Origin of the sequence: Halomonas fontilapidosi (assembly GCF_014192285.1) — a bacterium.
Taxonomy (GTDB): Bacteria; Pseudomonadota; Gammaproteobacteria; order Pseudomonadales; family Halomonadaceae; genus Halomonas; species Halomonas fontilapidosi.
Genome location: NZ_JACHXQ010000001.1, coordinates 229,052 through 252,463 on the forward strand (window position 1 = coordinate 229,052; position 23,412 = coordinate 252,463).

At 62.1% G+C, this 23,412-nt stretch carries 24 protein-coding genes and 1 tRNA gene; 6 read left to right on the top strand and 19 right to left on the bottom strand.

Going from position 1 to position 23,412, the window contains the following annotated elements; genetic code table 11:
• Positions 1-96: 96 nt before the first annotated feature.
• Together FHR95_RS01110 and FHR95_RS01115 are read right to left on the bottom strand one after the other, a co-directional pair.
• Positions 97-903 carry an OmpA family protein gene (locus tag FHR95_RS01110; protein WP_183313042.1) on the bottom strand — a complete coding sequence of 269 codons (807 nt, stop codon included), beginning with the start codon at positions 901-903 and terminating at the stop codon, positions 97-99.
• Between the two features lie 303 nt (positions 904-1,206).
• Positions 1,207-1,674, bottom strand: coding sequence for a DUF2489 domain-containing protein (locus FHR95_RS01115; protein WP_040186606.1), 468 nt, complete (start codon positions 1,672-1,674; stop codon positions 1,207-1,209).
• A 196-nt stretch (positions 1,675-1,870) separates the two neighbouring features.
• On the opposite strand from FHR95_RS01115, the gene FHR95_RS01120 reads away from it, so the two are divergent.
• Entirely contained in the window at positions 1,871-3,328 is a 1,458-nt protein-coding gene (locus FHR95_RS01120) for an SLC13 family permease (protein WP_221199169.1), read from the top strand.
• An 89-nt stretch (positions 3,329-3,417) separates the two neighbouring features.
• Here FHR95_RS01120 and cyoE read toward each other — a convergent pair whose 3' ends face one another.
• Genes cyoE through FHR95_RS01140 form a run of 4 tightly spaced genes read right to left on the bottom strand, consistent with a single transcriptional unit; the run spans position 3,418 to position 6,715 of the window.
• Positions 3,418-4,338 (bottom strand): heme o synthase, encoded by a 921-nt coding sequence (gene cyoE, locus FHR95_RS01125; protein ID WP_246378291.1) that lies wholly within the window; start codon positions 4,336-4,338, stop codon positions 3,418-3,420.
• On the bottom strand, positions 4,331-5,413 hold the full coding sequence (locus FHR95_RS01130; RefSeq protein ID WP_183313044.1) for a COX15/CtaA family protein: 1,083 nt from the start codon (positions 5,411-5,413) through the stop codon (positions 4,331-4,333). The genes cyoE and FHR95_RS01130 overlap by 8 nt, the downstream gene beginning before the upstream one ends.
• Complete coding sequence (locus FHR95_RS01135; protein ID WP_052448817.1) at positions 5,403-5,963, bottom strand: hypothetical protein; 561 nt, start codon at positions 5,961-5,963, stop codon at positions 5,403-5,405. Before FHR95_RS01135 ends, FHR95_RS01130 begins: the two co-directional genes overlap by 11 nt.
• Positions 5,960-6,715, bottom strand: coding sequence for an SURF1 family protein (locus tag FHR95_RS01140; protein WP_343065149.1), 756 nt, complete (start codon positions 6,713-6,715; stop codon positions 5,960-5,962). The genes FHR95_RS01135 and FHR95_RS01140 overlap by 4 nt, the downstream gene beginning before the upstream one ends.
• On the opposite strand from FHR95_RS01140, the gene FHR95_RS01145 reads away from it, so the two are divergent.
• Positions 6,705-6,899 (top strand): DUF2909 family protein, encoded by a 195-nt coding sequence (locus tag FHR95_RS01145; protein ID WP_183313045.1) that lies wholly within the window; start codon positions 6,705-6,707, stop codon positions 6,897-6,899. The two genes, FHR95_RS01140 and FHR95_RS01145, sit on opposite strands and share 11 nt — an antisense overlap.
• A 24-nt stretch (positions 6,900-6,923) precedes the next feature.
• On the opposite strand, the gene FHR95_RS01150 is transcribed toward FHR95_RS01145, so the two are convergent.
• From FHR95_RS01150 to FHR95_RS01170, 5 genes are all read right to left on the bottom strand, one after another.
• Positions 6,924-7,787: a cytochrome c oxidase subunit 3 gene (locus FHR95_RS01150; RefSeq protein ID WP_183313046.1), complete on the bottom strand. Its 864-nt coding sequence runs from the start codon at positions 7,785-7,787 to the stop codon at positions 6,924-6,926.
• Positions 7,784-8,380 (bottom strand): cytochrome c oxidase assembly protein, encoded by a 597-nt coding sequence (locus tag FHR95_RS01155; RefSeq protein WP_183313047.1) that lies wholly within the window; start codon positions 8,378-8,380, stop codon positions 7,784-7,786. Before FHR95_RS01155 ends, FHR95_RS01150 begins: the two co-directional genes overlap by 4 nt.
• A 30-nt stretch (positions 8,381-8,410) precedes the next feature.
• Positions 8,411-10,042 carry a cytochrome c oxidase subunit I gene (gene ctaD, locus FHR95_RS01160; protein WP_040186599.1) on the bottom strand — a complete coding sequence of 544 codons (1,632 nt, stop codon included), beginning with the start codon at positions 10,040-10,042 and terminating at the stop codon, positions 8,411-8,413.
• 42 nt (positions 10,043-10,084) lie between these two features.
• Positions 10,085-11,212, bottom strand: a complete 1,128-nt coding sequence (gene coxB, locus FHR95_RS01165; protein WP_040186598.1) for a cytochrome c oxidase subunit II — start codon at positions 11,210-11,212, stop codon at positions 10,085-10,087.
• Between the two features lie 120 nt (positions 11,213-11,332).
• Positions 11,333-11,506 (bottom strand): DUF2970 domain-containing protein, encoded by a 174-nt coding sequence (locus tag FHR95_RS01170; protein WP_082042676.1) that lies wholly within the window; start codon positions 11,504-11,506, stop codon positions 11,333-11,335.
• 212 nt (positions 11,507-11,718) lie between these two features.
• On the opposite strand from FHR95_RS01170, the gene FHR95_RS01175 reads away from it, so the two are divergent.
• Complete coding sequence (locus FHR95_RS01175) at positions 11,719-12,075, top strand: hypothetical protein (RefSeq protein ID WP_183313048.1); 357 nt, start codon at positions 11,719-11,721, stop codon at positions 12,073-12,075.
• Between the two features lie 134 nt (positions 12,076-12,209).
• Here FHR95_RS01175 and FHR95_RS01180 read toward each other — a convergent pair whose 3' ends face one another.
• The 3 genes from FHR95_RS01180 to FHR95_RS01190 form a co-directional block, all read right to left on the bottom strand.
• Positions 12,210-12,545, bottom strand: coding sequence for a hypothetical protein (locus FHR95_RS01180; RefSeq protein ID WP_040186597.1), 336 nt, complete (start codon positions 12,543-12,545; stop codon positions 12,210-12,212).
• Positions 12,546-12,768: 223 nt separating this feature from the next.
• The gene (locus FHR95_RS01185) at positions 12,769-13,500 is read right to left on the bottom strand and encodes an LrgB family protein (protein ID WP_040186595.1); all 732 of its coding nucleotides are present in this window, start codon (positions 13,498-13,500) and stop codon (positions 12,769-12,771) included.
• Entirely contained in the window at positions 13,497-13,874 is a 378-nt protein-coding gene (locus tag FHR95_RS01190) for a CidA/LrgA family protein (RefSeq protein ID WP_040186593.1), read from the bottom strand. Before FHR95_RS01190 ends, FHR95_RS01185 begins: the two co-directional genes overlap by 4 nt.
• A gap of 210 nt (positions 13,875-14,084) precedes the next feature.
• Between FHR95_RS01190 and FHR95_RS01195 the strand changes: the two genes are divergently transcribed.
• A tRNA-Pro gene (locus FHR95_RS01195) sits at positions 14,085-14,161 on the top strand.
• A 1,186-nt stretch (positions 14,162-15,347) separates the two neighbouring features.
• On the opposite strand, the gene FHR95_RS01200 is transcribed toward FHR95_RS01195, so the two are convergent.
• On the bottom strand, positions 15,348-16,364 hold the full coding sequence (locus FHR95_RS01200; RefSeq protein ID WP_183313049.1) for a hypothetical protein: 1,017 nt from the start codon (positions 16,362-16,364) through the stop codon (positions 15,348-15,350).
• A gap of 457 nt (positions 16,365-16,821) precedes the next feature.
• Between FHR95_RS01200 and FHR95_RS01205 the strand changes: the two genes are divergently transcribed.
• Positions 16,822-17,058 carry a hypothetical protein gene (locus tag FHR95_RS01205; RefSeq protein ID WP_183313050.1) on the top strand — a complete coding sequence of 79 codons (237 nt, stop codon included), beginning with the start codon at positions 16,822-16,824 and terminating at the stop codon, positions 17,056-17,058.
• On the opposite strand, the gene FHR95_RS01210 is transcribed toward FHR95_RS01205, so the two are convergent.
• Positions 17,055-17,279 (bottom strand): hypothetical protein, encoded by a 225-nt coding sequence (locus FHR95_RS01210; RefSeq protein ID WP_183313051.1) that lies wholly within the window; start codon positions 17,277-17,279, stop codon positions 17,055-17,057. The genes FHR95_RS01205 and FHR95_RS01210 overlap by 4 nt on opposite strands.
• Before the next feature lie 454 nt (positions 17,280-17,733).
• Here FHR95_RS01210 and FHR95_RS17230 point away from each other — a divergent pair, with 454 nt between their 5' ends.
• On the top strand, positions 17,734-19,911 hold the full coding sequence (locus tag FHR95_RS17230) for a YecA family protein (RefSeq protein ID WP_281380718.1): 2,178 nt from the start codon (positions 17,734-17,736) through the stop codon (positions 19,909-19,911).
• A 224-nt stretch (positions 19,912-20,135) separates the two neighbouring features.
• Here FHR95_RS17230 and FHR95_RS01220 read toward each other — a convergent pair whose 3' ends face one another.
• The 3 genes from FHR95_RS01220 to FHR95_RS01230 all read right to left on the bottom strand — a co-directional run bounded on the left by FHR95_RS01220 (position 20,136) and on the right by FHR95_RS01230 (position 23,353).
• Positions 20,136-22,331, bottom strand: coding sequence for a helicase RepA family protein (locus tag FHR95_RS01220; RefSeq protein ID WP_183313052.1), 2,196 nt, complete (start codon positions 22,329-22,331; stop codon positions 20,136-20,138).
• Entirely contained in the window at positions 22,328-22,615 is a 288-nt protein-coding gene (locus FHR95_RS01225; RefSeq protein ID WP_183313053.1) for a hypothetical protein, read from the bottom strand. The genes FHR95_RS01220 and FHR95_RS01225 overlap by 4 nt, the downstream gene beginning before the upstream one ends.
• A gap of 429 nt (positions 22,616-23,044) precedes the next feature.
• Entirely contained in the window at positions 23,045-23,353 is a 309-nt protein-coding gene (locus FHR95_RS01230; RefSeq protein WP_183313054.1) for a hypothetical protein, read from the bottom strand.
• Positions 23,354-23,412: the final 59 nt, after the last annotated feature.

Sequence of the window (23,412 nt, forward strand, 5' to 3'; positions counted from 1 at the left end):
GGCCCACACGTAGAGAAGGCGCCCGTAGGCGCCTTCTCTCGATCACGCATGGATCCCGAGGCAAGCCCCGGGATCAGGCGTCGAATCAGAGCAGGATCACTCCCACTCGCCAAGCTCCACGCGACGGTTCATCGCACGGCCTGCATCCGTATCGTTGGTGGCCACCGGCTGAGACTCGCCGTAACCGATGGTGCGCATGCGCTCCATGTCGACACCCTGGCCGGCCAGGTAATCGGCCACGGAGTCGGCGCGGGCCTGGGACAGATCCTGGTTGTAAGACTCGCTACCCACGGCGTCGGTGTGGCCCTCGATCCGCACGCGAACGTTCGGGTTGGCACGCAGCTTCTGGGCAACCCCGTCGAGGATCTGCTCGGCACCCATGGTCAGGGTCGCGGAGTCAAATTCGAAGTTGACGTCGCGCAGCACCAGGTCTTCGACGCAACCCAGCGCATTGACCTCGGCGCCGGCCGGCGTACCCGGGCACTGATCCTGGTAGTCCGGCACACCGTCACCGTCGGAATCCAGCGGGCAACCCACTGCGTCGACCGCGACCCCGGCCGGAGTTCCCGGGCACTGGTCATCGGCATCGATGACGCCGTCACCGTCGGTATCGCGCGGCGGCTCCATCGCCGGGGAAGTATCGGCGCACAGCATGGCGCCGATGGTGGCACCAGCGGTCGTACCAATGGCAGCACCGGTATCCTCGTCGGAATCACTGCCGGCCGCATAGCCGAGACCACCGCCAATCAGACCACCGGCCAGACCACAAACGGTCGGATGCTCGTACCAGGCCCGGTCGGACGATGCGGAAGCGCCGCTGGATTGAGAAGCGGAGCTGGCACAGCCGGACAAGCCGACCACCAGCGCGGAACCGAGCAACAAGCCAGTCGTGGATTTCTTCATGTAAGACTCCTTCTTCTTGACTACATCCCGTAGAGACGGGTCAATGACCTCGTCCTTCGGGGTTCCGATGAATGACCCGAGGAAAGCGGTCCCCGACACGCTTCCTGCATCTTCCAAGAAAGCACGGAAGTGCCTTCTCGGCCAACTCGATCTTTCGACGGCAGTGGCACTTGACCGTATATCAGCCATCAACGAGGCATTGTCAGCTTGAAGCACAGACCTTGAAGATGCAATCCAAGGATAGCGAGCGATCGCATGATACATGGGGCAGATCGCGACCCGGCGGCAAATGACAAGACCCGCTCAGTGCAGGCTCTCCGGCCAACCTCGGCGGAACTCCACCACGGCCGCAGCGGCCTTGAGCACCGGCTCCCGGAACTCCTTCTCTACGGCCAGCCTCTCGCTGTCCTCGCGCATGCGATCGCGGGGGCTGAGCGCTTGACGGGCAGAGTGGGTATGCAAGTGGCGAGTGCGCCGGTGCACCTCGTCGAATGCCTGAAAATCGGGGCGCTCGGTCAGGTTCTGATCGAGTATCTCCAGCAGCACCTTGCAGCGCCAGCTACCTTCAGTAATGTCGACCTGCTCCTGCGCCAGCGCCGAGGCGACCATCTCGAGGTTTTCCAGACAGTTGCGGTGAGCACGCTGTCGCTCTTCCTCATGAAAGGCCTTGCGCCGCTGCACCTCCTTCCAGAGAGTGTAGGCGTAAGCCCCCAGGCCGGCGATGATGGCCAGGGCCAGGCCGAGAAGCACGAGTGCCAGGGTATTGGTCATTGGCGTATCCCAGTCCGTTCTAGGCATGTACAAACACTATACACGGAATGGGTACTTCTCCAAAACAGCGAAGGTACGCCAACAACGAAGGTAGTCGACGCGGCCAAGAGGAAACCGCCAGGTCAGACACATTGGCCGGCTCGCGACGTGCAACGTACGCAGTATCAGCTCTTCTCCCGCCCGGCAAGGAGCGATGATGCCCACCACTGAGTCCTCCCACGAGACACCCTCGGCGCCACCCCTCTCCGCTCGCATCGGCCTGTGGCTGGGCCCGCTGTGGGTACTGATAACCCTGCTCCTGCCCGCCCCGGCCGGCATGGCCGAACCGGCCTGGGCCTGCGTGGGGCTTGCGCTGCTGATGGCCACCTGGTGGTCCACCGAGGCGATCCCGATCCCCGCCACCGCACTGCTGCCGCTGGCCCTGGTGCCGGCGCTGGGAATCGGCGGCATGAGCGAGACGGCCGCCAGCTATGCCAACCCGATCATCTACTTGTTCCTCGGGGGCTTCCTGCTCGGCATCGCCATGCAGCGCTGGAATCTGCACAAACGTATCGCCCTTCACGTGCTGCGCCTGGTCGGCCACCAGCCGCGCCAGCAGATCGGCGGTTTCATGCTGGCCACGGGCTTTCTCAGCATGTGGGTCTCCAACACGGCCACGGCCATCATGATGCTGCCGATCGGCATGTCGGTGGTCAGCCTGCTGGACAGCAGCGACCCCGAGGAACTGCGCCGCTACGCAACCGCGCTGCTGCTGGCCATCGCTTACTCCGCCAGCATCGGTGGCGTGGCCACCCTAATCGGTACGCCGCCCAATGCCCTGCTGGCCGGCTACCTAGCCGAGGATCGCGGCATCGACATCGGCTTCGCCCAGTGGATGATGATTGGCCTACCGATCAGTGTCGTCATGATGGTCAGCGCTTGGTGGTGGCTGACCCGCCGCGGCTTCACGCTGAACGCCGGCGAAGACAGTGCCGGCATGGTCCGCGACGAGCTGGCCAAGCTCGGCCGGACCCGCCCCGCCGAGCGACGGGTGGGTAGTGTCTTCCTCCTCGCCGCGACGAGCTGGATGCTGCGCCCGCTGCTCAATGACGCGGGGCTCGACTGGCTCTCCGACACGGGCATCGCCATCATTGCCGGCATCGCGCTGTTCCTGGTGCCGGCCGGCCGCGAGCCCGGGGTGCGCCTGATGGACTGGCAATCGGCGCGCGAGCTGCCCTGGGGCATCCTGCTGCTGTTCGGTGGCGGCCTGGCCCTGGCCGGCGCCATCAGCCGCTCGGGACTGGCGGAGTGGATCGCCCAGCAACTCGAGGTGTTTGGCACCTTCCCGCTGCTGGCGATGGTCGGCGTAGTAGTGCTGGTGATTATCTTCCTCACCGAGCTGACCTCCAACACCGCCACCGCCGCCGCTTTCCTGCCGCTGCTGGGTGCCCTGGCACTGTCGCTGGAGATCTCGCCGCTGCTGATCACAGTGCCAGCCGCCATCGCCGCCAGCTGCGCCTTCATGATGCCGGTCGCCACGCCTCCCAACGCGATCGTCTTCGCCACCGGGCACATGAGGATCCAGTCGATGATCCATGCCGGTTTCGTGCTGAACCTGATCAGCACGGTGCTGGTGACCCTAATGGCCTATTTCCTGATTATCATGCTCTGGTAGGCGCACCTCGGCGCCCAGGACGTGACGAGCCCGGCCATATGACCGGGCTCGCTGCCTCCAGGGACGACGCTCTGCGGTTCCGACAGGTCTCAGACGCCCAGCATCCAGGCGGCGGCGTAGTGGTCCAGCAGCAGTACACCGAAGACACCCAGGATATAGCGGATGGAGAACCAGAAGGCCGCCAGGGGGGCCTTCGGATCATGGCCGCGCCACACCCGCCAGTTCCACACCATGAAGCGCAGATTGAGCGCCATCACCCCCACCAGGTAGAGCGCCCCGCTCATGCCGATGGTGAACGGCAGCAGGGTCACCGCCACGGTCAGCCAGCCATAGAGCCACACCTGCAGTCGTGTGAAGGCCTCGCCGTGGGTGACCGGCAGCATCGGTACCCCGGCACGGGCATACTCGTCGCGCTTGTGGATCGCCAGCGCCCAGAAGTGCGGCGGGGTCCAGGCGAAGATGATCAGCATCAGCAGCAGCGGCTCCGGGCCCAGCTGACCGGTCACCGCGGTCCAGCCCAGCAGCGGCGGCGCGGCGCCCGCCACGCCGCCGATGACGATGTTCTGCGGCGTGGCATGCTTGAGGAAGGCGGTGTAGATGAGGGCATAACCGATCAGCGAGCCGAGGGTGAGCCAGGCGGTCAACAGGTTGACCTGCCAGGCCAGCAGCCCGATGCCACTGACCGACAGCAGCGTCGCCCATGACAGCGCCAGCGGCGTGGGCATGCGCTGGGTGGCCAGAGGCCGGCGAGCGGTTCGCAGCATCAGCGCATCCAGGCGGCGGTCAACCACATGGTTGAAGGCCGCGGCTCCCCCCGCCGCCAGACCGATGCCGATCAGCCCGAAGACCACGGCCCCGGGATCCGGCAGCGGCGCTGCCAGTAGCATGCCGACCAGGGCACAGACCAGCATGACCGCCACCACCCGGGGTTTGCAAAGGGTGTAGAAGTCTCGCCAGTTCCAGCCGGCGAGAGGGCCGACCGTCGCACGCTCCATCATGACCTCAGACATGGGCCAACTCCTCCTTCTTCGCCAGTTCATCGGCACCCGCCGGTGCGACGGCGGCCGGAACCGTCGACCAGCGCCAGTGCCACAGGGACAGGGTCATCGTTACCACCAGCAATACGGCGCCGGCGGTGTGCAGCAGGGCCAGCCAGAGCGGTAGCCAGGCCAGCACGTTGGCGATACCGATCACCACCTGCACGACATAGGCGCCACCCAGCAATGCCAGCCAGGCACGCATGCCCGCCACCCGCCGATACCCCATGATCAGCAGCAACAGGCTCAGGCCCAGGGCCACCGCGCCGAGACGATGCCCCACCTGGATGGCACTGCGCGCCTCGGCATGCAGCTGACCGTGCAGGTAGTTGGGGCCCACCGTCTGCGTCAGGTGGAAGCCCTCGCTCCAGTCCAGCGCCGGCCACCATTGGCCGTTGCAGGTGGGAAAGCCCTGACAGGCAATCCCGGCATAGTTGCTCGAGGTCCAGCCACCCAGCGCCAGCTGACCCACCAGCAATACCACGGCCAGTCCCCATAGCGGCGTCAGGCGCCGGCCCGGCACCATGCCGACCGTGCCGGATGCGAAGCGCCGCAGGCGCAGATGCAGCCACAGGAACAGCACCATGACCGTCAAGCCACCCAATAGATGCAGGGTGACGACCTGCGGCCACAGTTTGAGAGTTACCGTGAAGGCTCCGAACGCACCCTGCAGCAGGATTACCGCCAGCAGCGCCAGGCTGGTCGCCCAGGGATAGCCCGCTTCCCGGCGCCACCGCATGCCCAGCCCCACCAGGGCAATGACCACAAGCCCCAGGGCCGAGGCCAGATAGCGGTGCACCATTTCTACCCAGGCCTTGGCAGACTCTAGGGGCACCTCCGGAGAGTGCGCCAACGCTCGCTCGGCATCCGGCACCACCAGGGCACCGTAGCACCCTGGCCAGTCGGGGCAGCCCAGGCCCGCGTCGACCAAGCGTGTCCAGGCCCCCACCAGCACCACCACGGCGGTGAACACGACACCGGCCAGACTCAGCCCCAGCAGCCAACGACAGCGAGGGTCGTCTCCCGCTGCGCCTACGCTACTGGCCATTGGCGCCGCCCCCTACCACGCTCGAGGTGGCATCGAACCGCGCCAAGGGAGGCTCGGGATTCATGCGTAGCAGGCGGCGCAGATCGTCGAGCACGTCGGCAGTCGCGACCGTCGGGCCATAGCCAAGCACCGGCCGGCCATCGGGATCGAGCACCCATAGGCGATGGGGGCTGCGCCAGTCGGCCTCTCCGGTCCAGCGTGCCACGGCTGCGCCGGGAAGCGGCTCGCCGCCACCGCCGATGCGCAGGCGACTGACCCGGTCGGCCTCCCGACCCAGCGCGCGGTGCAGCCGCCACCAGCGGTCGGCGTTGTCGTCACACGCCTCTGGGCAGTCGAAGGCCAGCAGCCAGTCGCGCTCCCCCTGCTTCTCCACGGACGACAACGGCCACTGCGCCAGAAGGGGCAACGAAGGTTGCAGCTCACCATGGGCCGTGCGCTCCTCGGGGATGCCGATGCGCCACTCCACCATGCCCCAGGCCACGGCCACCGGCAGGGCGAAGATCGCAAAGAAGGCCAACAGTTTGAGGCGCTGACGTGCCACGTGAGTCATCGGGGAGTCTCCTTGCTCGGTGCGGGCGGCGAGCCGGGACGGCGTGCCTGGCGCCGCGCGCCCACCAGCATGAATATCAGGGCAGCCAGGGCCAGCCCCCACCACTGCACGGCATAGCCCAGGTGGCGCTCTGGCGGCACCACGCTGGGCTGCCACCAGGAGGCGAGATGGCCCGGCCCCTGCTCGAGATGCAGCCAGCCTGCATAGGCAAACTCGGTGTCCAGCTGCCAGGCCGAGAGGTCGATGCGCTGCACACGGCTGCCCTCCCGGTTGGGGCCGAACAATGGCGCTGACGCGCCGGCCTTCTGCCAGCGGCCGGCCAGGGTCACCACCCCGGTAGGGGTCTCGACAGCAGGGGGCTCGCGACTCGGGCCGGTCGGCAGAAACCCACGCTGGATCAGCCAGAGGCGGCCCTCGGCGTCACGCAGCGGCGTCAGGGGCGCCACGCCGAGGCGCCCGTCATGGATGCGGTTATCGAGAAACAGGGTCTGCTCGGCGAGGTATTCGCCTGTCAAGACCAGCTGCGCGCCGGCCGGCGGAGCGGCGATTGGCGACTCGATCCGCGGTGCAGCCGCCAGGCGGGCCAGGTAGTCTCGCTTGTCGGCGGCACGCTCCCACTGCCATAGTCCGAGAGCAAGGCCCAGCGCCACCAGGCAGGACCAGAACCCCCACCAGCCCATCCGTCGCGCTGCCGATAAACCGCCATGCCGGTCGGACAGCGATGTTTTCCTGGAGCCGTGAATGATACTCAAGATAGTGATTGCCCTTGTCTTTCTCGCCATGGTCACGAGCCTTGCCATGGGTGCCGGCTTCCTGTTCCGGGACGACAGCCGCTCGAGGCGCGTGCTGGTTTCCCTCAAGATTCGCGTCGCACTGGCTGCCCTGCTGCTGGTCCTGCTCGGTTATGGCTTCACCCTGGGCGGTCTTGGCAGCTGACGGGAGTGCCAAGCCGCCTCGCGATCAGAATACATAGACGAACAGAAAAAGCCCGATCCATACCACATCAACGAAATGCCAATACCAGGCAGCCGCCTCGAAGCCGAAGTGGCTGTCGGCCGTGAAGTGCCCGCGGAACACCCGAACCAGCATCACCGCCAGGATGATGGTGCCGATAATCACATGCAGCCCGTGAAAGCCGGTAAGCAGGAAGAAGGTGGCGCCATAGATACCCGCCTGCAAGGTGATGCCGTAGTGGGCATAGGCCTCGTAGTACTCCACCCCCTGGATGGTGATGAAGCACAGGCCCAGCAGTACCGTTACCGTCAGCCAGAAGCGCGTACTCGCACGCACGCCCTCCTTGAGGCCCTCATGGGCGATGGTCAGGGTGATACTGGAGGAGACCAGGATCAGCGTATTGACCAGCGGCAGATGCCAGGGACTGAAGGTCTCCCGCGGCCCCGAGATCGAGGGGTCCGGCGGGTTGAGCAGCGGCCAGCTGGCCGTGAAATCCGGCCACAGCAGCGCCGCGACCCCCTTGGCGCCCTCGCCGTCGAGCCACGGCAGCGCAAAGGTCCGCACATAGAACAGCGCGCCAAAGAAAGCAGCGAAGAACATCACCTCCGAGAAGATGAACCAGCCCATCCCCCAGCGGAAGGAGCGGTCCATCTGATCATCGTAAAGCCCGCCACGCGATTCGATGACCACATCACGGAACCACAGCGCCATTACTGCCAGCACGCCGAGCAGGCCAAGCGCCATGACCGGCATGCCGGAGGCACCGTACACTAGCACCATGCCGGTGCCGATCATCATTAGTCCCAGTGCCAGCGACGCCAGGATGGGCCACTTGCTGGACTCGGGAACATAGTAGCTGCCACCACTCATGCGCTGTCTCCTTCTTTGATCGGCCCGCGGCGCGACACCGCTGCCTGAGCCGGCTGCACGGGATAGAGGGTGTAGACCAGGGTCACCGTCTTGATGTCGGCCGGCAGCTCCCGGGTCAGCTGGAAGACCAGCGGTGCCTCCAGCCGCTCGCCGCCTTCCAGGCGCTGCTCCTGAAAGCAGAAGCAGGTTAGCTTGCGCAGATGCACCGAAGCCTCCGAGGGCGAAACGCTGGGCACCGCCTTCGCCCGGCTGGCATCGCCCCCGCGGTTGCGGAACGTGAAGAACACCTCGTTACTCTGGCCAGGATGAACCCGGACCTGGCGCGTCTGTACATCGAGCTCCCAGGGCAAGCCGGCGCTGGCGCGGGTAATGAACTGCACCGTGACCATTCGCGAGGTGTCCACCTCCTCATGCACCAGCACCTGGGCGGTGTTGCTGGTCTTGCCGTTGAGGCCGGTGACCTCACAGAAGACGTCGTAAAGCGGAACCAGCGCGAAGGCGAAAGCGAACATACCAGCCAGCACCACCAGGGTGCGCGTCACGGTCCGACGCACGCCGTCGCGGTTCGTTGCCTGCTCATCAAGGCGCGTCATGGCGGCCTCCCGCGTCGCTGCCGACGCCGCTCAGTGTTGGTGTGGGTGAAACTCCGGGGGCGTCTCGAAGGTATGCAGCGGTGCCGGGCTGGGCACGCTCCACTCGAGATCCTCGGCGCCCTCCCAGGCCCTGGCCGGGGCCTTCTCGCCACCGCGCACGCACTTGATGATCACCAGCACGAAGAGCAGCTGTGAGGCGCCGAACAGAATGGCGCCCAGGCTCGAGGCCAGGTTGAAGTCGGCGAACTGCAGGGCGTAGTCGGGAATACGCCGTGGCATGCCGGCAAGTCCCGCGAAGTGCATCGGAAAGAACGTCAGGTTCACGCCGATCACCGATAGCCAGAAGTGCCACTGGGAGAGCCGCAGGTGGGGATAGTGGCCGGTCCACTTGGGTAGCCAGTAGTAGGCGCCGGCCAGGATCGCGAACAGCGCGCCGGGCACCAGCACATAATGGAAGTGCGCCACCACGAAATAGGTATCGTGGTACTGGAAGTCTGCCGGCGAGATGGCCAGCATCAGGCCCGAGAAACCGCCCACGGTGAACTGCACCACGAAGGCCAGGGCAAACAGCATCGGCGGCTCGAAGCTGATCGAACCACGGAACATCGTCGCCACCCAGTTGAAGACCTTCACCCCGGTGGGCACGGCAATCAGCATGGTGGTGTACATGAAGAACAGCTCAGCCACCAGCGGCAACCCGACCACGAACATGTGGTGGGCCCAGACCAGGAAAGACAGGATAGCGATGGCCGCCGTGGCATAGACCATGGAGGCATAGCCAAACAGCCGCTTGCGACAGAAGGTCGGGATGATCGCCGAGACGATGCCGAAGGCCGGCAGGATCATGATGTAGACCTCGGGATGCCCGAAGAACCAGAACAGGTGCTGGAAGAGCACCGGGTCCCCGCCACCAGCGGCATTGAAGAAGCTGGTGCCGAAGTTGATGTCCATCAGCATCATCGTGATCACCCCGGCCAGCACCGGCATGACCGCGATCAGCAGGAAAGCGGTGATCAGCCAGGTCCAGACGAACAGCGGCATGTCCATCATGCGCATGCCGGGGGCACGCAGGTTGAGGATCGTGGCGATGATGTTGATGGCACCGAGGATCGAACTGATGCCCGCGATATGCAGCGAGAGGATGAAAAAGGTCGTGGACGGCGGTGCATAGGTGGTGGAGAGCGGCGCGTAGAAAGTCCAGCCGAAGTTGGGCCCGCCGCCCGGCATCAGCAGAGTGCTCAGCAGCAGCGTGAAGGCGACCGGCAGCAGCCAGAAGCTGAAGTTGTTCAAGCGCGGCAGGGCCATGTCCGGCGCACCGATCTGCAGGGGGACCATCCAGTTCGCCAGCCCCACGAAGGCCGGCATGATCGCCCCGAACACCATGATCAGGCCATGCATGGTGGTCATCTGGTTGAAGAACTCGGGCCGAACCAGCTGCAGACCCGGCTGGAACAGCTCGGCGCGCACCACCAGAGCGAAGATCCCGCCGATGAAGAACATGGTCAGCGAGAAGATCAGATAGAGGCTACCGATCTCTTTGTGGTTGGTGGTCAGCAGCCAGCGCATCAGCCCACTAGGCCGGGGATGCTCGGCTTCGGCCATGCCACCGGCAGTGGCCGTGCTGTGCTGCGGAGTGGGCTTGGGGGGCAGGTGGGAAGCCATCGGAAATCTCCTTGTTGGCCATCAGAGAAACGGAAAGGCCGGTCACTCGCTCTGGTCAGCGAGACGCTCGGCAATTTCCGACGGTTGCACGCTATCGCCGGACTCATTGCCCCAGGCATTGCGCTCATAGGTGACCACCGCGGCGATCTCCACCGCATTCAATGTGCTACGGAAAGCCGGCATCGCCGCACCCGACACGCCATTGACCACGGTATCGACATGCCAGTCGAGGTCATCCAGCATCGGCTGATTGCCCGCCAGCGCGGGGAAGACCGGCGGATTGCCGCTGCCGTCCGGCTGGTGGCAGGAGGCGCACACCGCGCCATAGACCTGCTCACCGCGCTCCATCAGCTCCTCCATGCTCCACTCGCGATCGACACCGGCGGCCGCTTGCGCGGCGGCCTGCTTGCGCTCGACCAACCACTCGTCGAAGCGCTCCTGCTCGACGGCCTCGACCACTACCGGCATGAAGGCGTGATCCTTGCCGCACAGCTCGGCGCACTGGCCACGGTAGATACCCGGCTCCTCGATGCGCACCCAGTTCTCGTTGACGAAACCGGGAATGGCGTCCTGCTTGACGGCCAGGTCGGGAACCCACCAGGAGTGGATGACGTCATCGGAGGTCAGCAGCAGGCGAACCTTCTGCCCCACCGGCAGCACCAGGGGTTCATCCACCTCGAGCAGATAATGCTCGCCTTTCTCGTCGGCGCCACTGATCTGCTCGCGGGAGGTGCCCAGGTTGGAGGTGAAGGCGACATCCTCACCCAGGTACTCGTAGCGCCAGCGCCACTGCTGGCCGGTCACCATGATGTCGAGGTCGGCCTCGGAGGTGTCGTACATGTTCTTGAGCGTAGCGGTGGCAGGCACCGCCATGCCCACCAGGATCAGCAATGGAATCGCCGTCCAGATGACTTCCACGCTGGTGTGCTCATGAAACGTGGCCGCCTTGGCACCACGGGAGTGGCGATAGCGAAACAGCGAGTAGAACATCGCGCCGAAGACAATGACCCCGATAACCACACAGATCCAGAAGATGATCATGTGCAGGGAGTAGATGTCTCGACTGAGTGCGGTGACACCGACCGGCATGTTCCAGCCATTGGCCAGCGCGACAGGGGTCAGGGCCGCGGAGGTCAGCCCCCCCGCCATCCACACGAGCAAGGTGCGCATCGGCGCCTCCTCAGGGTCATTGTTGTATTAGTGAGCGCTCGAAGCATTATAGAAGAGCGCAACCGTTCGTCACGCCCACCTCCTGGCGCCAGGTAAACGGCAACATCAACGCTGTACCGCTCAACGCGCTGCCATCACCGCCACGAGTGCTACCAGCACCACGAACACCAGGCCCACCAGCAGTCCTGCCACGATAAAGATGCCAGGGCGTTCGGAGGCAAAATCCTCACGCCGACGTGAATCCTTCTGCACGCCCAGGAAAGCCGCCAGCACCGACTTGATCGCTTGCCACATCCCGTTTCTCCCTTACTTGATCGACGCCGAGCACAGCGTCACTTTTTGGTCATGCTGCCAGGACGACGCCGTAAGCGCAGCCCACGCCTGAGCCGGAAAATGGCAAACTCTCCTTTCGTTGCAACGCACAAAGCCACGGTCTTCTTCTACACTGAAAGTGAAAGCATAACGCGATCCAGAGCCTCATCCGGGGCCCCCGAAGGAGACCGATCATGACCAAGCAGAAAGACACCAGCGCCAATCCTGCCTTCTCCGCAGCGGAGCCGATGATGGAGTGGTGGCAGAAGCAGTTCAGCCAGGGGACGCCACCCATGGCGCGAATGCAGCTCGCCTGGATGTACAGCATGGCAGAAGCCATGCAGTTCGAGGCGCAATTCCTCCAGGCACTCGCCGAAAGTGGCCAGAAGATTTCCCAGTCCTTCAGTGGCGACACCCCGTTGACACCGGCTGAGATGCAGGAGCGTTACCAGCAGCTCATCACCGAGGTGACCGAAGCCCAGATGGAGCGGATGGAGAAGGCAGCTGAACTCTCACATGAGTTCCGGCGCCGCGTCTGGGAAGAGATCTGAGCCTCCCTCGAGGCACACGACTACACGCCAGAACGCTCAAAGCTAGCATGCTCAAGACAGTGGAGGCACGGCAGGACGCACCTGCCGTGCAGTGATAAGGATAGTGATGAAGCCGCTTGGCCTGAAAGAGAGGCTCAGCAGATCTCTTCCCAGAGACGCTGGCGGAACTCTTCAGGCAGCTGGGACGCCCGATCCAAGCGCTCGCTATGGGCATCCGCCACCTCTTTGGCGGCGTCCTGATAGCATTGACTCAAGGCAGCCGGATTGTGAAGCACGCGGGGATCGGAGAAGCTTCTCACGATACCGCTACCCGCCTTGAAACAGACGGACAGAAACTCTGCCTCCAGTTGGACCGCTTCGATCAGCGAGGTTGACCAGGCCTGCTGCAGCCTGATCGCCGGATGGGTGGCATCCAGCCAGTGGCGGTACCACCAATCGTAAACCGGCATCGACACCTCGACGACCGACATTGTCGGAGAACCAGAGCTGGCGGAGGATACAGGCACAGGTGCAAGCGGGGCGGGCTCGGCCTGTTCAATCGCGACGTTGCTAGCAGTTGACATCTTCTAGTCCCTCGGGTGGGGGATATGCTGCAAGAAAGAAGTGTAGTGCCTGCGCGCCTCGCTGGTTTAAAAGATTTGTTACGTGATTGTGCTGTAGCGCCCTCTTCTCGAGAGCCGACGAGGGGGCGATTCAGCCGAAGCCGAAGAGCCGGGTGATCAGCGGCAGCAGGAAAGCCGTCAGCAAGCCTGTCAGCCCCATGGCCAGGCCCGAAAACGCACCGGCCACGGCCCCGAGACGCGCGAAGGCGTGGGCGGTGCCGAAACCATGAGCCGCCAGTCCCAGAGTGAAACCCTGCACCACCGGGTCCTTGATCCGCAGCAGGCGAAAGATCCAGGGCCCCAGGGCGCAGCCGACGGACCCGGTGAGCAACACCAGGCCCGCGGCAAGAGAGGGAATCCCACCGATCTGCTCGGCGATCCCCATGGCGATCGGCGAGGTGACCGAGCGCGGCGCCAGCGAGAGCAGCGTCTCGGTGCGTGCGCCGAGCAGCATGGCGACCCCGAGGGTGGATGCCACCGCCGTGACGATGCCTGCCCCGCAAGCCAGCAGCAGTGGCCACAGCAGGCGACGTACCCGCTCGCGATGATCATACAGAGGGATGGCCAGGGCTACCGTGGCAGGTCCCAGCAGGAAGTGAATGAACTGGGCCCCCTCGAAGTAGGTCGGGTAATCCATATCCACCACCAGCAACAGGGCGATCAGCATGGCGATGGAGAGCGTGACCGGGTGCAGCAAGGGGGTGCCGCCCACGGCACGGTTGATTCGTACCGCCAGCACGAAGACCAACAGGGTCACCAGCAGCGAGAGCAGCGGATTCCCCGAGAGGTAGACCCACAGCTGGTCCAGGGTGGCGACATTCATGCCTTGCCCCCCGGTCGGCCACTGCGTCGGGCATGACCCGCCTGCAGGCGCGCCAGCACCCAGGCCGTCACGCCCAGGGTCACCGCTGTGGACGCCACCAGGGTCACCACGATCGGCCAGAGGTCGGCACCGATCAGCTCGAAGTGCACCATCAACCCCACCCCGGCGGGCACGAACAGCAGTGTCAGATAGCGCAACAGCCCTTCCCCGGTCATGCGCAGACTCGATGGCACCTTGCCCAGTGTCATCAATGCCACCAGCAGGATCACCATGCCGATCACCGGCCCCGGTATCGGCAGCGTAAGCCCCCTCGCTACCAGCTCACCGGCAAACTGGCACGCCAGCAGCACGCTCATTCCCATGATCAACGGCATATCCGCCCTCCTCTCGGCTGCTCCACGGCAGCAGGTTCACGTCCCCCACATTGTGACAGAAGCGACAGGAGCCGGGGCTTCGCAGAGGCGACCCGCCAAGCAACTGATACGGAAGCGCAAAAGGGACTTTTCATTTGCCCCGCGACGCGCTAGTATACGCCTCGTTCTCGGGGGCCAGGTGCCGCATACCAGCCAACCCGAAAACAGTGTCGGAGCGTGGCGCAGCTTGGTAGCGCGTTGCAATGGGGTTGCAAAGGTCGCAGGTTCGAATCCTGTCGCTCCGACCAGAAATATCAAGAGAAACCGCCACTTACGGGTCATGCCGGGTGGCGGTTTTTTGTTGTCGCTCCCGTGGGTTCCATATGGGTTCCATGAGAGAGCAACAACAAAACACGATGGTCTAGCCAAGGTGTTGGCAATTGCCGAACCGGCGCACTCAAACCCAGCGACCGGACGACTCGGAGGCCGAAGCATACCAAAGCACATCCGGCTGCCGGACGTGTGCCGCAGCATAAAGCCTATTTTACGACTGGCGCAGTCCATGGCCAGCGCTCCCATCAACCGGGCGTCCAGCGACACTCTCCAGCGCCAGCCCATGAATAACACAGCACAATGGCGCCGCGTCGCAGTTTAGCCGAGCGGGGTTATCGCTTGGCATCCTCACGGGTTAGCTGCTGCGGTGTATATTCCAATGCCGTGTCCATACTCGCCGCTTTGTCCTACCCTTAATTGCGACAACAGTGGCAGACCTTCAGCCGCGGGGCGTCGCTATAGTCGGTCAGGCTGCACATAGGTAGGTGCAGCGACGTATACGTTCGAAGCACTGCCGTTCCAAGTTCAGTGGCACTGTCGTTATACCTCGCAAGCGCTGCCCGGCAACCTGTTCCCACTCCTGATCTCGGGGTTTTGATGAAACGACCGTTAGCTTCTCTCGTACTTGCCATTGGTTTGTCAGGCACTGCTCAGGCCGAGACCCCGGAAATCACCGAGGAACATTGCGTGGCACTACACCGGTACGCCGAGAACGTCATGCGCGTTCGACAGTTTGAATTTCCCCTTCCGAGGGTCATAGAGCTCGCGGAAGGAAACTTGCTCAGGGAACTGATAGCCCGTGCGGCGTACCAGCGACCTCGCTACACCAGTACGGAGTCTCAGGAGCTCGCGATCCAGGAGTTCGCCAACGAGGCATATATGGATTGCATCGACCGAATGTAACCTCCCGAACCAGTCCCCCTGCAGCCAGAGGGTACTCGCCTCGATTCATGCTTGGATGAAGCCCAGCCAGGCTATGAAAAACACCGCTTCACCAGCAGGGTAAATCGCTTAGCCAGGCGGGGTCATCCAATGAAAAAGGCCCCGAAGGGCCTTGAGTGCTGGCGCCCCGCGGAGGGAGCCAAACGGGTTGCCAGCGGCGGGCGTTTTGCTACGGGTCCCCTTGGCACTTGGCCCGCGATACCAGGGGTGGAGGCACCGTTAGACCCTGAGGGGCCAACGCAGCTTGTGATGCTTCAACAGCGGCCCGGTAATCTCGAGCTGATCCGTACCGAGGATATCGGGGGCGTACCCGTAGGCGTTCCGGTGCGCCCGGCGGAAAGCGCTCCGCGAGTGGCGCAGCCGGTCCATAAGGCCGGCCAGCTCGTCCCCTTCCAGCAGCTCTACCAGCCGGCGCTCGGCTTCCGACCACTCGGCGTGGCAGACATCGGCCTCGACTTCGCACCTAGCCTGTTCGAGGTGGTCGATACATGCGGCCAGCACTTCCGCTTTTCGCTCCAGCCCACGACGGGCTGCATCGCCCAGCTTGAGCAACTCCCCGGGACCTGCCGCCTGCTGGCGGGCCTTGGCCAGGCCGGTGGCGGCTGCCCGCTGTTCGGCTTCATCGACCTGCCCTAGGGCCTCAGCGGCGGCCAGCTCGTCGACCCGATGCTGGGCGGCCTCCAGCTCGGCAGCGGCGGCCTCGGTGTCGGTGTCGCTCGCCTCCAGCTCGGCAAGGGCCTGATTGACGCGATCCAACTCGGCACGCTGCCCGACAATGGCATCCCCCAGGGCGGCTAGCCCCTTCCGGGTAGTCGGCACCCCGTGGCCCGCGGCATTGATCTCCGCCAGCTCCTCCTCCAGGGCGGCATTTTCTTCCAACTCCGACTGCCACTCCTCCGACAGCTCCGCAACGTTGGCGGTGGCACTCTCCAGGCTGTCCCGGCAGCCGTTGAAATAGGCATCCCGGTCGACCCCCAGGGTATCGCGGCTTCGAGGCGTGCGGCGTTCGGCAGATGCGCGGACCTCCTCCACCCCGGGGACGGTGCCCCATTGCTCGGAGGGTGCGAAGGCCCGCCACAGCCTCTCGGCGGCGTCGCGCTCCACGTCTTCAGCGCGTACCAGCCGGTCGCGGGTGTTGGAGTCTCGCAACATAGCCAGGCGGTTGGTGACGGCTTCGCGTCGTGCGACCTGACGAGTTATCGTCGCGGCCAAGTTGGCGGCGTTGGTGGTGGTCATGCGGTGTCCCCTTTCAGGTTTCGGATCTCTCGCAGCATCAACAGCAGCCCGGCAGCGTGGGCGTCGCCGTGGTCTGCCAAGTCGCGCAATAAGAGCCAGTATTCGGCTTCATCTCGGCGGGTTGGACGCTGCTGTCTGCCTCGGCGGCGATGCTCTGACATAGCTGATTCCCCCTGATTTAGCCTTATCGTATCCGCGCGCGGTGACGTGCGCGTAAGAGGTCGGCAATGGCTCGGCGCCGGTTAGGTGGTCTCGCCTAGCGGAGGAGTCCATAGCCCGGCGGGGTGTAGCCTGTGTGCTGGGGTCATCCGGTTTGCGGGATCTCCAGGGGGCAAACTACGTTTGAATGACCACTAAGGGACTCGAGGGGGCGGGAATGAAAATAACGGCGGCTGCTGTCTTATCGGTGACGCTGGGGCTGGCCACAGCTTCGGCTATCGCTCAGGACGTCAGACACATGAAAAACGACTTCATCGGATGCAAGACGAAGGGCCTCTATGGCGACTCACTCCAGATGATGAAACAGCGCGATTGGGTGGCCGTGTCACGGTTGATCCTTTCCGGTCAGTGCGTTGAGCTCAGCAAAGGAGCTCCGGTATATCGGACAGGCGCCAGTATCACCGGGCTGGTCAAGATCCGCGCCCGTGGTCAGACCTCGGAATGGTGGACGGGGGCGGAACAAGTGACCAACTAGCCCGACATCCGGGGCACGGGTGCCCCAATGTCATCGGCCGGGGTGATCCTCACCCCAGCCACCATCTCTGGTTTGCCCAGCGCCAGCCAGGTAGCCCGCGGCAGGGTGACAGCCTCCAGACGGCGGCCGTGCTCACGCTCGTATCGCTCGGCATAGCCCGCCAGGGTTTGTATCAAGTCGGCAGCCTCGATGGAGGCGGTTGTGCTGTGGCGGTCGGTCATCGGGTATTCCTCCGGTCAGGTCATGACGAATATCGCTCGTCTTCGCCAGGTATCGCACAACCGCGAAGCCCGGGGAACCCCTGCACTTCGAAAGACGCGGGGCAACCGCTGGTTGACCGGGTAAGACATTGAGTCCCGGGTTTTCCACGATTCGGAGCGTGTCAGAGTCAACCGTCGGTTGACTGCTGAATCCCGGAAAAACCAAGATTCGGCACCTAGCGCTGTAAACTTAAGGACGATCTCGGAGTAAACTCCGAAAAAATCCCAAACTCTCGAGCACCGCGCTCAGCGCCACTCTCGGTACCTTTGTAGTCTAGAAAGGACCCGCGACATAGGGCAAGGTTCGGAAAAAGCTGGGTACATGCTCTATGTCATGGCTAGAAGAAAGTACTTAGCTAGTCTGTTAAAATGGATCAAATGCTAATTATTACGCTTCATGAAGGAAAACAACATAATGAAGAATTTTATCCACAGGGAGACAGCTATGCCATTCGGAGCTCACACTACAGGTAGGTCAGAACAGGAAGTGTTCAATGAACTCCAACAATTATGCTCATCAAGTGGCTATATATATGCAATATGTCATATAGCAATCAGGGATTCCTTCTTTGCTCATGATTCAAAAATATTGTCTGAACAGCTTTCCCAAAGAGATCCTCAAAATAACCTAATCCGGACAGAGATCTCCACTCTTATAGGCTTGGCCATTAAGACTGATTTAAATTTAACCCCCCCGGGACAGGGATTAACCAAACACTACGTAGAAGAATCCGAAAGACTACTAAAAGAGCTCCACCAAACATTATCCTACGCTTTCTTTGAATCCCTTAGCACTGATGGTAACAAAACAAATCCTTTCACCAAAGCTGAAGTAATGAGGGAGCCGATATTCTACGGCCCCGAGTCCGCCTATATCTTCCAGTACAGAGAACTAGCCCCATTAAAATATTCGAATGATAATGGATGGCTAGTCAGCAACAAAGGCTTTTCAATAAACGAGGCAAAATCCGTTATTGATGGCGTAATTCAGATACAAAACCACAAAGTTTCCGAGGCTAAAGCCAAGGATAAATATACTGAGCTAGATTCACTTAATGCTCTTTGTGTTAATACGCACGAAATATCAGCACTTGTAGACCTACCACTATCTAGAGTAGAAAACGTATTGGAGTGCTTCTCAACTACGGAGAAGGAAAACAATAACAACTTTAACTCATTAAATGATTTCAACATCTACAATGCCAAGCCTGCTATAAAGATTTCTGACGATAACTATCTCATCCCCCAGCAGTATAGCCTAGCCGAAGCTTTGTATGAGTCTCCTTTTTTCTGGATGGCTGAGGACTCGAGTTACTGCGGGAAGGCATCAAAAAACAGAGGCGAATTCACAGAAAAATTTTGCTCAGATCGATTAAAGAGGGTTTTCGGATCAAATAGCGTAAAAGAAAATATTGACTTATTCAAAGGAAACAAAAAGGTCGGTGAAATCGATGTATTAGCCACATTTGGTGACAGAGCAATAATAGTACAGGCAAAATCAAAAAGGTTAACTATAGAGTCAAGAAAGGGTAACGATGGCCAGCTAAGAGAAGACTTCAAAAAAAGCATTCAAGGTGCTTATGACCAAGGCTTAATTTGTGCAACGCAGATCCAAGATCCTGACACGAAACTAAAAGACTCAACGGGTCGTGAGATAAAAGCACAGAAACACTACAAAGAAATTTACATCTTATGCTTGGTTTCAGACCATTACCCAGCACTGACATTTCAGTCCAGAAACTTTCTTAATTATCAAACAACAAACAACATTCTTCCGCCTATTGCATCTGACATATTCTTGCTGGACACATTAACTGAGTTCCTTAATACGCCGCTATATTTTCTCAGCTACTTAAACAGAAGGACTTACTATTCAGAAAAGTTCTTAGCCACTCATGAGATTACTATTCTGGCGGCACATATTAAAAGAAACCTATGGATTGACGAGGGAGTTAACTTAGTTAGTTTCGACGACTCGGTTTCATTTGACCTTGATATTGCCATGGCTGTTAGGCGCGATGGATTACCCGGAAAACCCACACCTGAAGGCATTCTTACAAGACTCAGGGACACATATATAGGAAAAATAATAAAACAGATAGAAGACTCTAGATCCCCTAGCACTTTGGACTTTGGCTTTCTTCTTCTTCAACTAAGTGAAAGCACGGTAACTCAGCTCAGCAGAAACCTTATAGTTCTACTTGAGAAAAGCAGGCGCGACCATAAGCCTCATGATTTAACAATGCTCTTCAATGATGGGAACGATGGATTAACCATTCACGTAACTCAAAAAAATCCAACAGAATCCACTGGAAAACTAAAGGACCACTGCGTAAGCAGAAAATACATACACCGCGCAAAGAGATGGTACGGGATCTGTATAGACCCAGCGTCTCAAGAAGTTAAATATGGGATCACACTAGATTTTCCTTGGGAACACAATCCAGATCTTGAAGATTTAACATCTGACATGTCAGAAGCTATCCCTATTAACCAGGCCTACCAGAAAATTAAAAAGATCAAGAAAACCGGCAGAAATGAACCATGCCCTTGTGGCAGTGGAAAGAAATATAAAAAATGCTGCCTTAAATAATAATTGCTATGGCAAAGGGGCGGCCTCTATGCTGAGCAGCATGAGTTAGCTGAGCTTAGTTGCCGAGCCGATTACCCGGCGGATTTCGCCGGGTATCCGCCGCCTATCGTCCGAGAAACGTCCGACTATCGTCCGAGTTGTCCGGGATACGCTGTCTGCCGGGTTTGCCGCCCTCCCTATAGAGGGCGGCAACCCGGCGGCACCTCGGACGGCATAACGGCAGGTCAGGGGGAGTGCAGCAAGTTCACCATTTCGCCGTCGTCTTCAACGAAGATCCACCCCAGCTTGGCTAAACTGTCCAAAGCCTCCGATACTCGGCGGCGGTCTACGCCTGCCTTGTCCAGTTCACGGCGCACCCCCTCCAATGCAATCCGGCAACCGCCCTCCCCGCTCTCACCGGCATCCGGGAAGGAGGCCAGACTCTCGAGGATATCCAACACGCGGCGGGGGTGCTTCCCCTTCGGCCGTTTCGGTGCCCCGGCCCGTGCTTCGGTCGGTACGGGTGCGCAGGACCATACCGGGTTCCCGTCATCGTCCGTCAAAGGCAGCTCGACAGGGGCCAGCCGGAAGGCCCGGCGGCCGGGCGTATCGGCATCCTTCATCTTAGTGGCCTCCAGGGTCACCGTGCCGCTGGGGTCCTTGGTTACCCGATATTCCGCATCCACGGCACCACGCAGCGCCGTCGATCCACGGGCGCCCCGTGCGGCGTCCTTGCCGCTGTGGTGGACCACCAGCACGGTTGCGTTCCAGCGGTGCCGCAAGGCGTCCAGGTTGGTGACGAAAGCCCCGATATCCGTGGCGCTGTTCTCGTCACCGCCAAAACAACGCGCCAGGGTGTCCACCACGATAAGGGCGGGGGTCTGCCCGGTCTCCGTAGCCAGGTCATCCACGACCCGTAACACCTCGGCGGCGCTTTCCTTGTCATCCAACGGGGCGGCCCGCTTCGATGCGTACAAGGGCACCCCCACCGTCAGGCTAGCCCCGCGGTGGAGCTCCCACGCCTTGAAGCGGCGGGAAAGCCCGTTGTGCCCCTCCCCGGCGATATAGAACACGGCCCCCGGATTGGTCTCCGCCCCGTGCCAGGGCGTCCCCGTGGCGATACTGGCAGCCAGGTCGATAGCCAGGAACGATTTTCCGTGCCCGGGCTCCCCGTAAACCAGCGCCAGGGAATCGGCCTCAAGATAACCCCGGACCAGCCAGGACACCGGGCGAAGGTCGGCGACCAGGTCCCCGACAGGTACAAAACCGAAGGCCCGGCTCTGGCGCTTGCGACCATCCTCTAGGACCGCCCCCTCCTCCGGGTCGCCCAGATCATCGAATGCCTCCAGGGTTTCCGCCCGCTGACTTTCCCGGTAGCGATCCTGATTGAACTCGGTCAGGGTGCGCCCGTCCTCCGTGGTCATCATGGCCCCCACGGCCCGCAGGGCGGCACCCGGGTCTCCGTTGTGTTCCCAGAACTTCAGCAGGTCGAAGGCGTCCCCCCACTCGGGCAGGCCGGCGGCCAGGTCGCTTTCGTGGGCGGTATGCCAGCGGGTGCCGTCCTTGGTGATGGTCACGCCCGGGGTGCCTGACTCGGAAAGCGGCGACAGCCAGCGGGTACCGTGCTGCCGGTAGCCGTGGGCTTCCAGCACCAGCGGCAGCGGGTGAGCGTCGTTATAAGCAACAATGGGGCTAACCTGCCCGGTTTTCAGCCGCTCTCGCGTCTTAGCCCGGGCCTCTGACTGCCGACGCTCCAGTTCCTCCCACCGCTCGGCTTCAGCCTTGTCGTGGGCTGCCAACTCAGCGGCGAAGGTGTCCCGCCATTCGAACCCGCCCATCGCCAGCACATCCTCCTCGACGGTGGCCGCATAGAACTGGCCAGCGTTGGGCAGGTAACAGACCTGATTCGCGCGCTCAGTAGCCCGATCCGGGGTGATCCCCAGGGCCTTTAGCCGGTCATTCAGGATGCGCTGGCACGCCTCGAAGCGCTCTCCAGGGCAGGTAGCGGCCAGCGGCACCAGCAACCGGGCCTTCGGGTTGTCCTTCGTGGCGCTGGCGCTGGTATAGGCCAGCACAGTAGCGCCCAGCCTATCCGCCAGCCGGTCGGCGGCGTCCTGTAACTCCGGCGGGGTGTTGTCCAAGTCCGCCCACAAGGCGTAGAACCGCCCATGCTGGCGCTGCTCTTCCGCCCGGCGACTCGGGTAGTCGGAGAAGATAGCCCAACGTGCATGGGCCTTGTCGACCCGCTGGGGGGCTCCCAACATGGCGACAATCGAGGCGCCCGTGATGGTCTCCAGAGCACGCGGGTTGCGCTTGGCGTCGGGACTGTGAAACTGGCCTTCCCCGCTACAGAAACGCGCCTCCAGAAAGGCACGGGGCAACCCCAAGGCCCCGGCGTCGATGGCAGGCGAAGGGTGAAGGGGGACCACGCTCGCGGTCATGCGACGTCCTCCGTGTTGAAGGCGGACAGGATGCGCGCGATGCTCCGGCGATCCGCAGCCGTGGGGACGTACAGACCACACCACGACGGGTCGCCGTCGATAGTCGTGCAGGGGATACGCTCACAAGGCAGCGCCAGCCGATAGGCCCGGCGAAGCGTGCCGATGAAGTGGGGCCCGTTAATAGCCGGGGCGGTGCGGTCGGCATCTTCACGGCTCACCGGACCGAGTGCCAGGGCCTCCAGCAGACGACGCTGCCGGGGCGTCGGGGGTGCAATGGTGGGCATTGCTGGTCCTCCAGGTTCGAAGGCACCAGCACGGCTAGGGGGAACATTTGCCCCGGCCGACAAGGTTTCAACTCCCGGTTGAACGGCTGCCGGCCATGGGTTAGGCTTCAGTCATCCCGTGACCAGTGCTGGCGCGGGTTGTGGAAGGTTCAAGGCTTACGGTTTGCCGGCCACGCCTCGAACACATCCAGGAAAGAACACGCGCAAGCGCTCGGACCTAGCCCCTCGGGTTGGTGCCGGGCGTTTTTGCTTTCCGGCGACGGATCAACCGGGCCAGGTAGCGGCGCTGGGCGCGGGGGAGGTCTTCCCGCTGGGCGTCAGCCTCCAATTCGTGCAACGGGGTGTTGTCCTTCCTTTCGCGGATGGTTCCGCTCCTCCTCGCTAAGCGGCAGGTCTGATCAAAACTGCCCGCCTGACTCTTGCCACTTTTCATGCAACACCCTCCCGCCCCCGACTGGCTTCGGTGGTGCTGGTGAAGGTCTCCCCGTCGGCCAGCCACTCCAGCACGTCCTTGAGCCGATAACGGACGCTTCGGCCACGCTTGACGAACCGCGGCGCCGGCCGCCCCAGCAGGTTGCCGGTAACGCGTGCCTTCCGGGCGGTGGTCGGCTGGGCGGGAATCAAGCCGGGGAATACGGCGGCCTCGGGGAGTTCGATAAGGGCAGGGTCGAAGCCGTCGTGGTATCGGGTCAGGGCATCCCGAAGGATAGCGCCGTGATCTTGCTTCTTGATGGGCATAGCGTGGGCCTCATGTTGCCGGGGTTAGCTTGACGTTTCGGCTTCATATTGGCGGCCCG

Bases quoted from the DNA above. Each gene is read 5' to 3' on its own strand.
- FHR95_RS01110 (WP_183313042.1), bottom strand. From the start codon at position 903: ATGAAGAAATCCACGACTGGCTTGTTGCTCGGTTCCGCGCTGGTGGTC.
- FHR95_RS01115 (WP_040186606.1), bottom strand. From the start codon at position 1,674: ATGACCAATACCCTGGCACTCGTGCTTCTCGGCCTGGCCCTGGCCATC.
- FHR95_RS01120 (WP_221199169.1), top strand. From the start codon at position 1,871: ATGCCCACCACTGAGTCCTCCCACGAGACACCCTCGGCGCCACCCCTC.
- cyoE (WP_246378291.1), bottom strand. From the start codon at position 4,338: ATGTCTGAGGTCATGATGGAGCGTGCGACGGTCGGCCCTCTCGCCGGC.
- FHR95_RS01130 (WP_183313044.1), bottom strand. From the start codon at position 5,413: ATGGCCAGTAGCGTAGGCGCAGCGGGAGACGACCCTCGCTGTCGTTGG.
- FHR95_RS01135 (WP_052448817.1), bottom strand. From the start codon at position 5,963: ATGACTCACGTGGCACGTCAGCGCCTCAAACTGTTGGCCTTCTTTGCG.
- FHR95_RS01145 (WP_183313045.1), top strand. From the start codon at position 6,705: ATGATACTCAAGATAGTGATTGCCCTTGTCTTTCTCGCCATGGTCACG.
- FHR95_RS01150 (WP_183313046.1), bottom strand. From the start codon at position 7,787: ATGAGTGGTGGCAGCTACTATGTTCCCGAGTCCAGCAAGTGGCCCATC.
- FHR95_RS01155 (WP_183313047.1), bottom strand. From the start codon at position 8,380: ATGACGCGCCTTGATGAGCAGGCAACGAACCGCGACGGCGTGCGTCGG.
- ctaD (WP_040186599.1), bottom strand. From the start codon at position 10,042: ATGGCTTCCCACCTGCCCCCCAAGCCCACTCCGCAGCACAGCACGGCC.
- coxB (WP_040186598.1), bottom strand. From the start codon at position 11,212: ATGCGCACCTTGCTCGTGTGGATGGCGGGGGGGCTGACCTCCGCGGCC.
- FHR95_RS01170 (WP_082042676.1), bottom strand. From the start codon at position 11,506: ATGTGGCAAGCGATCAAGTCGGTGCTGGCGGCTTTCCTGGGCGTGCAG.
- FHR95_RS01175 (WP_183313048.1), top strand. From the start codon at position 11,719: ATGACCAAGCAGAAAGACACCAGCGCCAATCCTGCCTTCTCCGCAGCG.
- FHR95_RS01180 (WP_040186597.1), bottom strand. From the start codon at position 12,545: ATGTCGGTCGTCGAGGTGTCGATGCCGGTTTACGATTGGTGGTACCGC.
- FHR95_RS01185 (WP_040186595.1), bottom strand. From the start codon at position 13,500: ATGAATGTCGCCACCCTGGACCAGCTGTGGGTCTACCTCTCGGGGAAT.
- FHR95_RS01190 (WP_040186593.1), bottom strand. From the start codon at position 13,874: ATGCCGTTGATCATGGGAATGAGCGTGCTGCTGGCGTGCCAGTTTGCC.
- FHR95_RS01200 (WP_183313049.1), bottom strand. From the start codon at position 16,364: ATGACCACCACCAACGCCGCCAACTTGGCCGCGACGATAACTCGTCAG.
- FHR95_RS01205 (WP_183313050.1), top strand. From the start codon at position 16,822: ATGAAAAACGACTTCATCGGATGCAAGACGAAGGGCCTCTATGGCGAC.
- FHR95_RS01210 (WP_183313051.1), bottom strand. From the start codon at position 17,279: ATGACCGACCGCCACAGCACAACCGCCTCCATCGAGGCTGCCGACTTG.
- FHR95_RS17230 (WP_281380718.1), top strand. From the start codon at position 17,734: ATGAAGAATTTTATCCACAGGGAGACAGCTATGCCATTCGGAGCTCAC.
- FHR95_RS01220 (WP_183313052.1), bottom strand. From the start codon at position 22,331: ATGACCGCGAGCGTGGTCCCCCTTCACCCTTCGCCTGCCATCGACGCC.
- FHR95_RS01225 (WP_183313053.1), bottom strand. From the start codon at position 22,615: ATGCCCACCATTGCACCCCCGACGCCCCGGCAGCGTCGTCTGCTGGAG.
- FHR95_RS01230 (WP_183313054.1), bottom strand. From the start codon at position 23,353: ATGCCCATCAAGAAGCAAGATCACGGCGCTATCCTTCGGGATGCCCTG.